The 13,945-nt window shown below is 35.5% G+C and carries 15 protein-coding genes and 1 pseudogene; 11 read left to right on the top strand and 5 right to left on the bottom strand.

Translation table 11 applies throughout. The annotated features are described in order from the left end of the window. Positions 1–26: 26 nt before the first annotated feature. The 9 genes from ACFVP7_RS10085 to phrK all read left to right on the top strand — a co-directional run bounded on the left by ACFVP7_RS10085 (position 27) and on the right by phrK (position 9,597). Entirely contained in the window at positions 27–788 is a 762-nt protein-coding gene (locus tag ACFVP7_RS10085) for a distal tail protein Dit (RefSeq protein WP_041337017.1), read from the top strand. A gap of 12 nt (positions 789–800) precedes the next feature. After that, positions 801–3,443 carry a phage tail protein gene (locus ACFVP7_RS10080; protein ID WP_396583186.1) on the top strand — a complete coding sequence of 881 codons (2,643 nt, stop codon included), beginning with the start codon at positions 801–803 and terminating at the stop codon, positions 3,441–3,443. A gap of 14 nt (positions 3,444–3,457) precedes the next feature. Continuing rightward, positions 3,458–4,276 carry a hypothetical protein gene (locus ACFVP7_RS10075; protein ID WP_396583260.1) on the top strand — a complete coding sequence of 273 codons (819 nt, stop codon included), beginning with the start codon at positions 3,458–3,460 and terminating at the stop codon, positions 4,274–4,276. Positions 4,277–4,291: 15 nt separating this feature from the next. After that, positions 4,292–6,196 (top strand): right-handed parallel beta-helix repeat-containing protein, encoded by a 1,905-nt coding sequence (locus tag ACFVP7_RS10070; protein WP_396583185.1) that lies wholly within the window; start codon positions 4,292–4,294, stop codon positions 6,194–6,196. A 161-nt stretch (positions 6,197–6,357) separates the two neighbouring features. Next, on the top strand, positions 6,358–7,428 hold the full coding sequence (locus tag ACFVP7_RS10065) for an N-acetylmuramoyl-L-alanine amidase family protein (protein WP_396583184.1): 1,071 nt from the start codon (positions 6,358–6,360) through the stop codon (positions 7,426–7,428). Between the two features lie 115 nt (positions 7,429–7,543). Beyond that, positions 7,544–7,936 (top strand): hypothetical protein, encoded by a 393-nt coding sequence (locus ACFVP7_RS10060; RefSeq protein WP_071581349.1) that lies wholly within the window; start codon positions 7,544–7,546, stop codon positions 7,934–7,936. 20 nt (positions 7,937–7,956) lie between these two features. Next, positions 7,957–8,208, top strand: a complete 252-nt coding sequence (locus ACFVP7_RS10055; protein WP_017696899.1) for a phage holin — start codon at positions 7,957–7,959, stop codon at positions 8,206–8,208. 154 nt (positions 8,209–8,362) lie between these two features. Then, entirely contained in the window at positions 8,363–9,478 is a 1,116-nt protein-coding gene (rapK, locus tag ACFVP7_RS10050) for a response regulator aspartate phosphatase RapK (protein WP_396583183.1), read from the top strand. Further along, entirely contained in the window at positions 9,475–9,597 is a 123-nt protein-coding gene (gene phrK / locus ACFVP7_RS10045; RefSeq protein ID WP_004399440.1) for a phosphatase RapK inhibitor PhrK, read from the top strand. Before rapK ends, phrK begins: the two co-directional genes overlap by 4 nt. Positions 9,598–9,651: 54 nt before the next feature. Here the strand turns inward: phrK and ACFVP7_RS10040 are convergent, their stop codons facing one another. Together ACFVP7_RS10040 and ACFVP7_RS10035 are read right to left on the bottom strand one after the other, a co-directional pair. Beyond that, positions 9,652–10,902 (bottom strand): DNA polymerase thumb domain-containing protein, encoded by a 1,251-nt coding sequence (locus ACFVP7_RS10040; RefSeq protein WP_396583182.1) that lies wholly within the window; start codon positions 10,900–10,902, stop codon positions 9,652–9,654. Continuing rightward, positions 10,895–11,227, bottom strand: coding sequence for a YolD-like family protein (locus ACFVP7_RS10035; RefSeq protein ID WP_109962767.1), 333 nt, complete (start codon positions 11,225–11,227; stop codon positions 10,895–10,897). The genes ACFVP7_RS10040 and ACFVP7_RS10035 overlap by 8 nt, the downstream gene beginning before the upstream one ends. A gap of 173 nt (positions 11,228–11,400) precedes the next feature. On the opposite strand from ACFVP7_RS10035, the gene ACFVP7_RS10030 reads away from it, so the two are divergent. Then, positions 11,401–11,736 carry a hypothetical protein gene (locus ACFVP7_RS10030; RefSeq protein ID WP_396583181.1) on the top strand — a complete coding sequence of 112 codons (336 nt, stop codon included), beginning with the start codon at positions 11,401–11,403 and terminating at the stop codon, positions 11,734–11,736. A gap of 38 nt (positions 11,737–11,774) precedes the next feature. Here ACFVP7_RS10030 and ACFVP7_RS10025 read toward each other — a convergent pair whose 3' ends face one another. Continuing rightward, on the bottom strand, positions 11,775–12,134 hold the full coding sequence (locus ACFVP7_RS10025; protein WP_041338710.1) for a hypothetical protein: 360 nt from the start codon (positions 12,132–12,134) through the stop codon (positions 11,775–11,777). A gap of 260 nt (positions 12,135–12,394) precedes the next feature. Here ACFVP7_RS10025 and bsrG point away from each other — a divergent pair, with 260 nt between their 5' ends. Continuing rightward, positions 12,395–12,511 (top strand): type I toxin-antitoxin system toxin BsrG, encoded by a 117-nt coding sequence (gene bsrG, locus ACFVP7_RS10020; RefSeq protein WP_009967548.1) that lies wholly within the window; start codon positions 12,395–12,397, stop codon positions 12,509–12,511. A gap of 284 nt (positions 12,512–12,795) precedes the next feature. Here bsrG and ACFVP7_RS10015 read toward each other — a convergent pair whose 3' ends face one another. Together ACFVP7_RS10015 and ACFVP7_RS10010 are read right to left on the bottom strand one after the other, a co-directional pair. Then, positions 12,796–13,329 carry a GNAT family N-acetyltransferase gene (locus tag ACFVP7_RS10015; RefSeq protein WP_085187541.1) on the bottom strand — a complete coding sequence of 178 codons (534 nt, stop codon included), beginning with the start codon at positions 13,327–13,329 and terminating at the stop codon, positions 12,796–12,798. Positions 13,330–13,364: 35 nt separating this feature from the next. Next, a pseudogene (locus ACFVP7_RS10010) lies at positions 13,365–13,938 on the bottom strand (SMI1/KNR4 family protein). Positions 13,939–13,945: the final 7 nt, after the last annotated feature.

The following is a 13,945-nucleotide window of genomic DNA, read 5'->3' as shown; positions in this document are numbered from 1 at the left end:
GCTCTTTTTATATTGGGGGTGAAAAATTGATTAGACAGAGCCAATATTTCCTGTTTGACAACGAAAAGTCCATTGACTACGGAGTGGAAAACGTTAATACAGAGTCTGGGTTAGTTGAGGAATCTTTTTTGGGTTCACGATCAGTTAATGAAACTTATGTAAAAGGAAGATCAGAGCCGTACACTGAAGGTGTCAAAAGAGAAGCAAAACAATTTCCTTTAAACTTTTATGTTGGTGAAAATTATGATGAGAAAAAAATAAGAGCAATTAAGCGCTGGCTAGATGTTGATGATTACAAGCCCTTAGCTTTCAGTGAAAATTTAGACATTGTGTATTATGCAATGCCCGTGGACACCAGTGATTTAGTCCATAATGCGGCTAGACATGGATATGTTCGTTTGACAATGAAATGCAACTCCCCTTATGCATACAGTCGAAACACAAGTACCCACTCCTTTGATATATCATCAGGAATGAAAATCATTGAACTCCATAACAAAGGTGATGTTGTGATTTACCCTACTGTTGAAATTCTTAAAATTGGTGACGGCGATGTGAAAATCGAGAACCTGAGTGATTATACTGAACCCTTTATATTTAGCAATCTAAAAGACAGAGAAATTGTTAAAGTGAATGGTGATAAAGAAATAATCGAGTCGTCTTTATATGGGAATGAAAGATATGATGATTTCAATGACAATTATATTAGATTGGATTACGGAAAAAACCGATTAAAAGTGACCGGAAAATGCAAACTGAGACTCACTTTCAGATTTAAGTATCGATAAGAAGGTGAAAAATTGATAACTATTCGCAAGGATACAGAAATAAAAAACATACGCTTATCCCTTGCTAAGCCAGACAAGACTAAAATAGCCAACATTGATGAAGTTCTGAATCCAACTGTAACTTTAAATCATGGAAGCAACGTTCACGAACTCTCCTTCTCTATTCCGCTTAAGGCCACCTATGATGGGGTCATTAAAAGGAATCATGTTGTAGATTTACTAAACCCCTGGTACCTAATTAAAACTGAGTTCTATGGGCTTACGATTTGGTTTATTATCACAAAAAGAACCAAGTCTTTCAGCAGTGAAATGGATACTATACAAATTGAGTGCAGATCTCTTCAACATGAATTGAGTAGAATAAACGTTCTTAAATATGAGGAGACATCTAAAAATCTCCAGGAAGTAGTTACAGACTGTTTAAAGAATACCAGTTGGACGGTTGGATACATAGATACTCTCTTTAACATAAAACGGAGACAGTTTGACGTATCATCAACTAACAAGCTTGATTTTTTATATTCAATCTGCGAGAAGTTCGATGCAGTCCCAGTCTTTGATACAGTAAATGAAACTGTAAGCTTTTATAAAGAATCAGACATTTCGAAATACAAAGGCCTTAAACTGAACCCTCGGCAATATATGATTAGCATGGACGATTCTGATGATGCAGACGAATTGGTAACAAGACTGTATGCTACTGGAAAAGATGGCATAAGTATTAATTCAGTGAACCCGACTGGCCAATCGTACATTGATGATTTCTCTTATTTCCTCTTCCCCTTTCAACGTGACGAACAACGAAATGTAATTTCCCACAGTGCCTATATGCCAGATGAACTTTGTCATGCAATTCTTGATTATAATGATCTTGTTAATAGCGAAGGAAATGCGTTTAATAAACTTCTCACCCAAAAGAATGAAGCTGAAACTGGTTTAACCGAATTGAATAATGAGCTTTACACACTTGATCTAGAAGTCCAAAAGTTATTAGATCGAATTGAAGTTGCGAAGAAAGCTGGAGATGACACAAGTCAACTAAAAGCTCAACTTGCCGTAAAGCAGAAAGCAGTTGCAGAAAAGAAAAACCAAATTGCTACGATTGAATCAACAATTTCTCAAATATCTGCTTCAATTTCTAAGCTTAAAGAAAAGCTTTCTTTTGAGAACAATTTTAGTGAAAATCAGCAAAAACTGCTCTCACGTTTCATTTCGACAACTGAGTGGTCAAATGACAGCATCTATGATGAGAATGAACTTTATGATGATGCCAACGAAGAACTCGAAAGTCGTAATACACCGCCAGTGAATGTAACACTCGATATTGTAAACTTTTTTAACTGTATTAGTGAAAAACATAACTGGGATAGGTTCAGTTTAGGAGACATAGTGCGAGTTCAACAGAGTGATTTAAATACCGATATTAAAGCCATACTTTCAGCAATAACAATTGATTTTGAACAAAAAAATATTAGTGTCACAGTTACAAATGGAAAAAGAGTTCAATCTGATTTTGAGAAAATTATAAAAACCGTTTACAGAACAAACAAAATAAGCACTGAATTAAACAAAAGAAAGATTGAGTGGGACAAAGTAACTGAAAACTTCAATATACGAAATGACAGAATTTCTGTACCGCCTGCCGCCCCCACCATTGCCTCTGACGGCACCGCTATTACCCATAAGGTAAACGATAATGGATCAGTCGATATTACAATCCAGTGGGACTATGTAGATTCCGATGAGGACAAATACAACATCGATGGATTTGAGGTTTATTTGCACGGCAGTGATGAAAATGAAGAGTACACGTTTGGTTCTGTGCAGGCAAGTGAAAATTTGCAAAATGTTAAATATGACAGGCGTACAGCTACTTTTACCGGATTACCTTCAAATATGTACTACACTATCGGTGTTCAAGCTTATCGAAGAGTAGATGCTGATATAGATATAAATCAGATTCTTCTTTCGGATATAGTTAAATCAACTCATCCTTCTGAAAACCCCTACCTCCCTTCTCCATCTATCGAAGTAAAAGGAAGCCTTAGTGGAAAAGTTAATGGTCTCTATACAATCTCCACAGAAACTAAGCCAGAAGATCCAGAGACAGGGACAATTTGGATCAATCCCCAGAACAATAAACAAGAACTGTTTAACGGAGAAGAATGGATTGTCTCATCTGCAGGTTCAGCAGACTCCTTAAATGGTTTTACAGCTTCTGCAACCACCTCGCCAAATTCAATACCAGTGCGCAATGAACTAGGAATTATTAGTGGTTCGATAGACGGCAATGCAGAGTTGTTAGGTGGACGAGCAGCATCTGATTATGCATTAGCTGAAAATATCCCCCTACCTCCTAAGTTCGCAAAGGGCACTTATATAGGAGACGGCACACTAAGCAAACAAATTCCCCTTAGCTTTACTCCCGATTTAGTCAAAATAACTCCGATATCACCTGAAGATAGTCAGCTTGTAATTGAAAGTCAAATGGGAGGCTATGTCTATCAAGTTACTTCAACTGGACTTTCCCTTATTGGAGGAGATTTAAACTACGGTGCTTTGGGAAGAAATCTATTTGTCACAGGTTCAGATAGCAACTGCAGAGGAAATAAATTAAACGTTAAATATATATGGGAAGCTTATCAACAAAATTAACGGAGGTGATTAAACTGGCGGATTTTGCTGAACTATATAATGACCCAATTTTAAGTAAAAAGAGAAAAGGTTCTGTTGAAGACCCGTATCTAACTTATAACGAGACATTAACTGTATACAACGGAAGAGCGCTCCTAACTGAGATTCCTAACAGAGAGTTCCGCGTGGAAATTATTGGAGATAAGAAGGAATGGCGAGAAATTGAAGATGGTGAACTTGAAGACAACTATTTTAAGGTTGATTACCTTATGGGAGTTGTCTTTTTTGATGCTTCAAATGAAGGGAAATCTTTAACCTTTAATTATAGTGGCGAAGGAGCGTCCTTCTTCCCCGCCTCTCGCATTTGGATTAAACGCCAAGGCAATATGGTTATTGAGACTCTGCAAGGACTAATTGATGATGCTGAAGACACAATAATTCGGATGAACGAACGAATAGCCGAATGTGAACGAGTAACAAAACGATGTATCGAAATAACAAACTGGTGTAGGCAAGCAACTTCTGATTACGAGTATGTCGTTGAAAATACCAGAAAAATATATTTGCCGATGGTTTTTACATTTCAAGATTTAATCGATACTTACCCAAATCCTCAAATTGGCTGGACAGTCACTATTAGAGAAACCGGGATCGAGTATCGTTGGGACGGTTTTGATTGGATCGACATTAGCATCTCAGATAAATTTGATGGCTACAACATTTTATCAAGTTATGTTGAGCCTTATAACATTCGGGCTGTTTGGCTAAGAACCAATACATCACCAAGTAAAAAAAGAGTTAAACCATCAAAAGATGCCCCAGAAACTGATTTGATCTGGATTAGGAAAGAGTAAAAAAGGAGGGATATTATGTCAATACCTGTAAACACAATGGGCTACTATGATGAAGAATCACAGAAATGGATTCCGATAGACGCAGTAGGATTAAAATCTGAAAATAATAGATATACTGCTGACGATATTAAATCTTTAGATGATATTAAGATTGACAATGATAATCACATTTACTCTTCAGCTAAAGAGAGAATTAACTCTGACTTTCTCAAAATTAATGAGAAAGTAGATCAATTGGATAAAAATGTTGATAATAAGATAGCCAATCTGGAGGAAATAATTAATGAAAGCTCCAGTTCTCTAAATAAAAAAATTTATTTTAAAAATGCTCTTAGTTATGGAGCAGACCCTACTGGGGAAAAAGCTTCGGCTGAGGCTATTCAAAAAGCGCTGGATGAAATTCATAATGAAGGCGGGGGGCAACTTTTTATTCCCGGTGGCAAATATTTAATTGAAAAAAGAATGTTTGTCTATGAAAATACTCGGGTGACTATGGCTCAAAATTGTATTCTGCTCAGAGGATGGGCAGGAGGATTCTTTTCTAATGGAACGCCAACTGATAAATTCAAAGGTTATTCAGGGAGAGGAAACATAATCATTGAAGGCGGTATTTTGGATGGGAATTATGCAAACTTTGATAAGTATCCCACGAATGCTATGGATTCCATAATTCTTGGACATGCCAAAAATATTTCAATAGACAATGTAACATTTAAAGATACGATAAGCGCTCATGCGATTGATGCTAATGGATGTGATAATCTTCGAATTACAAATAACAAATTCACTGGTTTTATTGATCTTACTGGACAGAGAAACTATTCAGAGGCTATTCAACTTGGAGAATTCATTGAAATAGGACTAAATCAATTTGGTGAATTTGATGCCACACCTAACACAAATGTTTATATTGCGCATAATTATTTTGGAAAATCTAAACTGTTGGGTGGTTGGGGCTGTGCTATAGGGAATCATTATACCGTTTATGATGTTTTTCAAAGTAATATCACCATTTTTAATAATGTTATTGAGGACTGTGGGTTTGCTGGAGTTCGAACTTTTAAATGGAACAACGTTAAGATTAAAAACAATATGTTCATTCGTAATAAAGAGTGTGTGCGTATTTCACAAGCTGGTGGTGGAATTGAAAGCTCTAAAAATACAGATGGTGTACAGATGAATCGTCCACAAAATGGACAAAATGTGTTAATTGAAGGAAATGATTTCTACGATTATGCATCCAGTGGAGTTGTTGCGTTTGGCCAAATTTATAATAAAGAAATAGCTTGGAACGATGAAATCCGCATATCGGGTAACTACTTCAAATTAAAAGGAAAAGAGATTGGTAAATACAATGATGAACAGGCAATAAAACTTGTCTTTGCTAGAAACGTTTTCGTTAACAATAATAAAATTTACGGAGGACGAAGAGGACTGTGGGTTGAAGGATGTTTCAACACTTTTATTTCTGGAAATGGTGTTTCAAATGTAGATACAGAAGCAGTATACCTCGCTAAGAGTAGGGACACTTCTTCCACCGTTGTAAAGTCCTACCACGTATCAATTGATAGGAATGAGATCAACACCACTGGCCGAAACGGCATATTTGTTCAAAAATGTGACCATTTTGATGTTAGAGATAATAATGTCTTAAATAATAATAAAGAACAAGGTAGTGGAAGAGGTCGTGGAGGAATTTATGTTGAGAACGGCTACGATGGGAGAATAGAAGGAAATCGAATTAGAGGTGTTGAAAAAGAATTCGCTATTTTAGTAGAAGCTGAAGCTACTGAGGTAAATGTAGCCAACACCAAAGGAACTGGCCGTATCATTGTTCTTGGGGAATCCAGTTTCAATGGCTATTACGGGACGAACAAAGATGATTACATTCGTAAAATAACTACTAAGAGTGAATCCTAACTTGAGGTGGTGGTTATGTTCTAGATAAAATATAGATTTTATTCAAAATACATACTTGAAAAACAGAGATAACAAGAGCATACGTGAGATAAAGAGAGATTGGGTTTTGTCCCCTTCTCTCTTTTTTGTGTTCAAATTTACTTATTAGGAGAGATGTTTTTATGACAATTCAAGCGAGACAAATGTTAGTATCCCCTGGCAAATACCCAATCAAAGGTCGCTATGCTATGACAGCCGAGTATATTACTTTCCACAATACGGCAAACGACGCAAGCGCAAATAATGAGATCAGTTATATGAGAAATAACAATGAAACGGTATCATATCACTTTGCTGTAGACGACAAAGAGGTGGTTCAAGGACTTCCAACAAACCGAAGTGCTTTTCATTGTGGTGACGGTGAATACGGAACTGGAAACCGCAAATCAATCGGTGTTGAAGTTTGCTACTCTAAATCAGGTGGAGAACGCTATAGAAAAGCTGAAGCGTTGGCTATTAAGTTTATTGCCCAGCTCCTTAAAGAACGTGGATGGGGTGTGGATCGAGTTAAAAAGCATCAAGACTGGTCTGGTAAGTACTGCCCGCATCGAGTTCTTGATGAAGGGCGTTGGAATGAAGTTAAAGCTGCAATTGCTGCTGAATTAAAAGCTCTCGGTGGCAAATCAACTACTCCAACTAAAACATCAACCAAACCAACTACATCCTCTTCTTCCTCTTCATCAGCAGCAAGTGGTTCTCTTAAATCAAAAGTTAACGGTCTTCGTTTCTACTCCAAACCATCATGGGAAGATAAAGACGTTGTCGGCACAGTAAATAAAGGTGTTGGATTCCCTACAGTTGTAGAGAAAGTTAAAGTTGGATCTGCCTATCAATACAAAGTTAAGAACTCTAAAGGCGCTACATATTACATCACTGCTTCTGACAAATATGTTGATGTTACAGGATCAGTTAAATCCTCTTCTCCTGCCACAAAAACAACATCAACAACTTCCTCAAGCTCCTCATCTATTAAATCCGTTGGAAAAATCAAAATTGTTGGTGTATCAAGCGCAGCAATCGTAATGGACAAACCTGATCGAAATAGTTCTAAAAATATCGGCACAGTCAAGCTTGGAAGCACTATTTCAATTTCTGGTTCAATTAAAGGTAAAAACAATTCCAAAGGTTACTGGGAAGTTATTTATAACGATAAACGCGGATACATCTCAGGACAGTTCGGTTCAAAAATCTAATTATATTCAATTATCTCGGAGGATATTTGTTGATCTAATGTATCAGTGACTATCCTCTTAATTTTAGGAGGTGATGTAATGTCACCTTTCTATATTCATTAAAGGTTGGTGACAAATGGATAACTTTGAGCAAAGCACCATTTCAAGATTAAGCGCACTAGAAGAAAAAGCAAAACACACTAATAACAAGATAGACTCTCTTGAAGAAAGAACAAATGTTATCGGTCGTATAGCTACGCTTGTTGAGCAACAAGTCGAAATTAATAAAGACTCTCAAGCACAATCAAGAGAACAGTTCAGCACTCTTAATGAAATGAGCAACAGTTTAAAAAATCTAAGCAAATCGTATGAAAAACTGGACAATCGAGTTGAAATATTGGAGCGCTCTGATTCTACTCGCAAAATTGATCCCTCTCAGTTTACAAAAGACCTTGTATTCAAGGTGCTGCCAAGTGTAATTACCACTATTATCGGTGCATGGTTGCTTATGCACTTTGGCCTCAAATAAAATTAACAGGAGACGATTTAATGACTAAAATCAACTGGAAAGTAAGACTGAAAAAGAAAACATTTCTTGTCGCAATTTTCTCTGCAACGCTGTTATTCGTACAAGCAATTGCCTCTGCTTTTGGATATGACTTGACTGTATTTGGTGACGATTTAACAGAGAAATTTAATGCTCTTCTGACTTTTTTAACTGCAATGGGCATTATTGTTGATCCAACAACTCAAGGTATTTCTGATAGTGAACAAGCAATGGATTATGATTCACCGAGATAAACCCCATACCCTTCTCTTGATTGAGGAGGGTATTTTTTTCGTTATTTCAAATGAAAAAAATGCAGAAAACTTTACATCCTTTTACAATTTTTTCAATGACTATGTTATGATTGTTTTCGAGAGATTTTTGAAATTTTCAGAAAGAGGGGTTTAAATGAGTAAGATCGCTTCTGAAGTTGTCGCTACTACACTGAATGACTGGTACATTGCTATAAAAAAACAAAAGGTTGATGAATCAATAAAATATTATTCAGAGATAAAGAAACTTTTTGATGAAATGGAAGAAGATCAAGAAGTTCTTGCGTATTATAGTCTATTAGAAGAAAGACATAAAATGTTGCTGCACTCTTCACGAGGAGAGCCTTTACAAAAGCACACCTATTTTACTGAAGACAATCAAAACTTCATTAAAAAAACAAATGATAAATTAGAATACAACTTTTATCTATTTGAAGCAATGTATGAGGCATACAACAAAAACTATGATAGAGCAATTAACTTATATGGATTAGCTGAGAAAAAGCTTGCAGAAATTCCGGATGAAATTGAAGCAGCTGAATTTTACTCTAAAGTCTCTTACTTATATACTCTTGTTAAACAAAGCATTGTGGCACAACACTATATAAAAAATGCAATTTCAATATATAAGCGACACCCTGATTATAAATGCAAACTAGCTACATCAACAATGATTGCAGCTGCAAACTATGCTGATATAAAACGATTTGAGGAAGCAGAAAAATATTATTTAGAAGCAATTGATATTGCAAAAGAAACAAAAGATGAATTTTTGAAAGCTCAATTATATCACAACCTCAGTATCGTTTATTCTGATTGGAACAAACCTGATAAATGCATTAAATCTCTTGAAAAAGCAATAGGGAATGAATCTTGGTTAAATTCTATTTATTATATAAATTCTTTATTCATGATGATTAAAGAACTCTTTAAAATTGACGAAAAAATGAAAGCCATTAATTTTTACAATAAAGCACAGGAAAGACTCATATCAATGGAGAATAAAGTATACGAAGCCAAAATCAGCATCCTGTATAACCTTTATTGTGGGGAGTTAAAAAATAATTTCAATAATTGTATTAGTAATATTGAGTTTTTAAAACAGCAAAATGAACTTGAAAGTGTAGATGAATTGTCCTACATAGCTGCAAAAAGGTTTGAATCAATAGGTGCTTTTGAAGAAGCAACGAGCTTTTTCAATGCGAAAATTTGGGCTGAACAGAAAATGAATCAGGTGGAGGGAATCTTATGAAAAAACTTGTGCTTTGCGTATCTATTTTAGCTGTGATTTTAAGTGGAGTAGCTTTAACGCAATTGAGTACAGATTCACCATCTAACATCCAGGTAGCTGAAAGGCCTGTCGGAGGTTAAAAAAGGTTGATTAATTTATTTAGCCCTACTCAAACATTTGAGTGGGCTTTTATTTTATGATTTATGTCCACCAGTCAGCCCTGCTCTGTGAAGCGCAGTACCAGCAGATGTATAAGAAACTGCTCTAAGAATCGCTTTCGATCCGTATTTACTTCTAATCCCATCCATTACAAACCCAAGTTCCCTTCTCTTTTCATTATCCACTTCAAATAAACTCAACTGTTGATTAACATCATCCTCAATATTTGATAACGTAACTGAGATACTTCTCACTGTTTTACCCGAGTAAAACTTATCAAATAGCATCAAGCAACATCTATATATGTCCATCGTGATATTTGTGGGAAGATCAATTGTTTTGGATCGATGAAAACCACCACCAAGATCATCCTTACTGTATCCAATACCCAGGCTGATTGTTCGACCAGCTTTGTTGTGTGTACGTGCCCTTCTTGCGACTTCCTCGCAAATTTCCAAAAGAACAGCCTTAATCTCTTCTCTCCTTATATAATCCCTCAGTAAAATCTGACTCTTACCAAAACTAATCTGCCCTTGCATCAAAGGAGCTCCTATTTCTGATAAATCGATTCCATGAGCATGATAATACAACTGGTTTCCCATTATTCCGAACTTCTTTTCAAGCAGCTCTAAGGGAAATTTAGCTAACTGACCTACAGTTGATATTCCCATCCGATTCAGATTTCTTTCCATCCTCCCTCCTATCCCCCACATTTTAGACAACGGGTGAACCTTCCAGAGTTTATTTGGCACATCTTCATATCTCCAACGTGCAATGCCACTTTTCGTTTTCTTACTATCCAGGTCAAGCGCAAGCTTACTAAGCAACATATTGTCACCAATTCCAACTGTACACATCAGGCCAAACTCTCTCCACATGCTGCTTTGGATTGCCTTGGCCATTTCTTCAGGATCTTCTTTTCCTGCATCTAAAAAAGATTCATCAATTGAATACGTATGGACACATTTTTCGGGGACAAATCTGTAAAACAGTTTTGTAATCTCAGTTGAAACTCTGATGAAAAGCTTCATTTGTGGATTTACAATGTGTATTCTTGGATCTTCAGGTATCTCGAACAGTCTCGATCCTGTTTTGATTCCAAAATCTTTTTTAAGTGCAGGAGACGCAGCTAACACTACACTTCCCTGTCTCTCCGTATTTCCTACAACAGCAAGATAACATGTTAAAGGGTTAAGCCCCCTTGTTACAGCCGATACAGAAGCATAAAAGGATTTCATATCGACACAAAGTATATTCTTTCGTGGAAATTGTGAGTAATCAATCATTGTATGTAACTCCTATGATGTTATTCATGTTGATATAAACTGTATTATCATTCTGGTCTTTTACATGAAGCCTGTGTTGTTCAAAATTAATGTAATGGACTCTGCCGGTGACATTTTCAACGAATCCATTGTTAAAGAGTTTAAATCTCAACTCTTTATTAAATTCAAGTGCCTCAGAGACGAGAAGATCCATCTCTTCAATTTGTTGGTCATCTAAGGATGGTTTTTCAATTTTTGATACATCAATCAAATCTTGTTTAAGTTGTGTTAAATGTTCTGGAAGCATCAGTGATGTCCATTTGATTGTTCCTCGATCCCTAAGCATATCGACTCACTCCTTTATTGATCTAATATTAACAGAACAAATGTTCTTTATTCAATATAAATAAGAACAAAAGTTCGATGTAAATGTTGGTAATAAAATATAAAGGTCAATAATGATATACGTAGTATTAATAAAGGAGAGATTCTTATCGACGAGGGAGAGTGAGATGGTGAATGAAGAAGAGGTTAATTGGATTTTTGATTTTAGTTCCTGTTTTGATTATATCGGGTATTACTTTAATCGAATCAAACAAAATAGCACCTGAAGAAGTTTTAGAAAGTGCTTGGGATGAATTTGGTTTATTTAGTTTTCAAATTGGAATAACAGATCCGGCAATTACAATTGGCATGGATCAAACCAAAAGTGAAACAAAGCTCCGTGAATATTTAGAACATAATCTGTCAAGAGAAGCAAAGAAAAAATATAAGATCTATATATTTAAAGATGATATTGAAAAGTTGGAGAAAGAACATCGAGAGTATCTGAAAGCAAATAACTCTAATAAATAAAAACGCCCAGCACTTTTACGCTGGGCTCTATCTCAAATTCAAATTGAATTTTTGTAAGCATTAACTGCTTCGTTTCGCAACAGCATATTATCTTTGTTAACCATGCCTAAGTTGTAAGCTTTTTTGATAATATCTAATACCTGAGAATCTAACGCCGAAAGATTACCGCCTGGATTAAATCTTGATTTCCAATAATCTAAAGAATTATTTAGGTCAAGTGAGCTTTTTTTGTTCTCGGGTTTAACTACTTCATTTTTCTCAAGTTTTTCACAGAATTCACTAAAACCAATGGATCTACTGGGAGCTGAGTTATTTCCCCCGTATCCTTCTGTAGCCAAGCTGCAAAATGCTAAGAATTTTGGATCATAAATAAGATCGCTTGAGTTTACATTTACCACCGATAATCACAATCCTCTCAAATCTTTTTATAATTGTAGCACCTTTTCCATTTTTACACATGTTAAATATCGACAATCACTCAAATGATTTAATAATTGAAAACAAAAAAGAACCTGCATTTTGCAAGTTCATTTAACGTTGTCAATATATTGTGAATTTATAACGACAAAGACATTTATGTATAGTATAATATTTCCTGTACATTAAGTTTGCTCACTCAAGGGAATCTTGCTCATCCCCTAAGAAAGGGGGTGGGAAAATGACTGTTTACGAATCATTAATGATAATGATCAATTTTGGCGGATTGATATTAAATACCGTCTTGTTGATCTTCAATATAATGATGATTGTAACGTCAAGCCAAAAGAAAAAATAGACCTTCCCTTGAGTTTGGACACCTGAAGGGTTAGGCCTACGCAGATTTGACAACGAGCAAGCCCTTTGATGGGCAGCTTTTTGTACAAACAATGACCAGTGGGTGTTAGCGCACCCCAGGTCTTTTTTATTTTATGCATTTCCACAAATCAAAATGCAATAAATAATTATTTGTATCATTACCCTAATTATAACCATATAGAAATGGTATTTGCAATACTATTGCTTTGTGGTTAAAACCATTATTTTATTGGAATCCAGTACTTTATCGATGCACAAGTGATATTATCCATGATTCAGTTCAAATTCTTCTCTTGTCATTCCAAAGCAAAAACCATCATAATAGGCACCTTTAGTGAAAATGATCTTTCTTAGTTGTCCCTCTTTCATGAAACCTAATTTTTCATGTAATCGTATGGATGGATTATTAAAAGAATAAACAGTTGTATTTACTTTTTGATAAGCAAGTTCCAAAAAGAAAAAGCGAAGAACCATCAAGATCATTTCTTTGGCAAATCCTTTTCCCCTATATGGCTCGAATACAGCCAAATAATAACCGAAGGTACCATTTTTCCTATCACAGTCAAAGGTTTCAATTATACCTACTATATTATTATCACTATCAACTGCAATAAAACGGAATTCATCTTTTTCTAATTGTTCTTCTACCCATTCTCTCATGTTATTAGCTGAACGAGGAAAATGTAGCGAGTCCATATTTCGCAGAATTTCATCATCTAACGAATCAAATATAACGATATCTTCAGGTTGAATTGCTCGCAGTGTAAGATTCTCCCCTGTCCAATAACTAACTGCCATTTTAACTTTTCCTCCAGTTATTTCCATACACTTTCTTAACTGCTTAGTAAGTCATCATCTAATTCAATATACAGAATTCCATCATCTTCTTTATCAGCTTCAATTGGTTCATCAACTAAACTGAAGACAAACTCCTCAAACGAATTGGCAATTAAGAAAAAGTCTTTGTCGGGATGACTTAATTCATGATCCCAAAACAATATCTTTCCATTATCGATATCCATGCATATTTCATTCCCGCCTGCAGAGCTTGCGATAGGAATAATATTTCTAGGAAAGCGATCAGAATATGTATCGATTGCTTTCTGAAGACTGTTATGATCGTTCGCTAAACCATAAAAACCTTCTAACAATTGTGTATCATCGCCCTTGCCCATCCAAGGATCTTTCTCTAAAGGTTTATAGCAAACGTCATACTCAATCTCATCTGTTGTTTTTTACTTAAATAACATCCTCCATATTTCTTCAAAAAGTCCTTATAATCTGAAGGTAATTGATTACCTATGTTCATTTCAATTTCTTTGAGTTGTTCATTTGTATTAATGCTAGGATATCTGCCAGCATCAATCGAAACTCTTTCAACTTTTGTTCGATTTTAGTGAAGCTCATTTAAAAC

The sequence above is a fragment of the Bacillus sp. SG20033 genome, assembly GCF_044570195.1.
Taxonomy (GTDB): Bacteria; Bacillota; Bacilli; order Bacillales; family Bacillaceae; genus Bacillus; species Bacillus subtilis.
Note: the sequence above shows the minus strand (reverse complement) of the source record. Positions and strands in the feature narration are given on the sequence as shown.

Coding starts and splice junctions, on each gene's coding strand:
- ACFVP7_RS10070 (WP_396583185.1), top strand. CDS start 4,292: ATGTCAATACCTGTAAACACAATGGGCTACTATGATGAAGAATCACAG.
- ACFVP7_RS10065 (WP_396583184.1), top strand. CDS start 6,358: ATGACAATTCAAGCGAGACAAATGTTAGTATCCCCTGGCAAATACCCA.
- ACFVP7_RS10060 (WP_071581349.1), top strand. CDS start 7,544: ATGGATAACTTTGAGCAAAGCACCATTTCAAGATTAAGCGCACTAGAA.
- ACFVP7_RS10055 (WP_017696899.1), top strand. CDS start 7,957: ATGACTAAAATCAACTGGAAAGTAAGACTGAAAAAGAAAACATTTCTT.
- rapK (WP_396583183.1), top strand. CDS start 8,363: ATGAGTAAGATCGCTTCTGAAGTTGTCGCTACTACACTGAATGACTGG.
- phrK (WP_004399440.1), top strand. CDS start 9,475: ATGAAAAAACTTGTGCTTTGCGTATCTATTTTAGCTGTGATTTTAAGT.
- ACFVP7_RS10040 (WP_396583182.1), bottom strand. CDS start 10,902: ATGATTGATTACTCACAATTTCCACGAAAGAATATACTTTGTGTCGAT.
- ACFVP7_RS10035 (WP_109962767.1), bottom strand. CDS start 11,227: ATGCTTAGGGATCGAGGAACAATCAAATGGACATCACTGATGCTTCCA.
- ACFVP7_RS10030 (WP_396583181.1), top strand. CDS start 11,401: ATGAAGAAGAGGTTAATTGGATTTTTGATTTTAGTTCCTGTTTTGATT.
- bsrG (WP_009967548.1), top strand. CDS start 12,395: ATGACTGTTTACGAATCATTAATGATAATGATCAATTTTGGCGGATTG.
- ACFVP7_RS10015 (WP_085187541.1), bottom strand. CDS start 13,329: ATGGCAGTTAGTTATTGGACAGGGGAGAATCTTACACTGCGAGCAATT.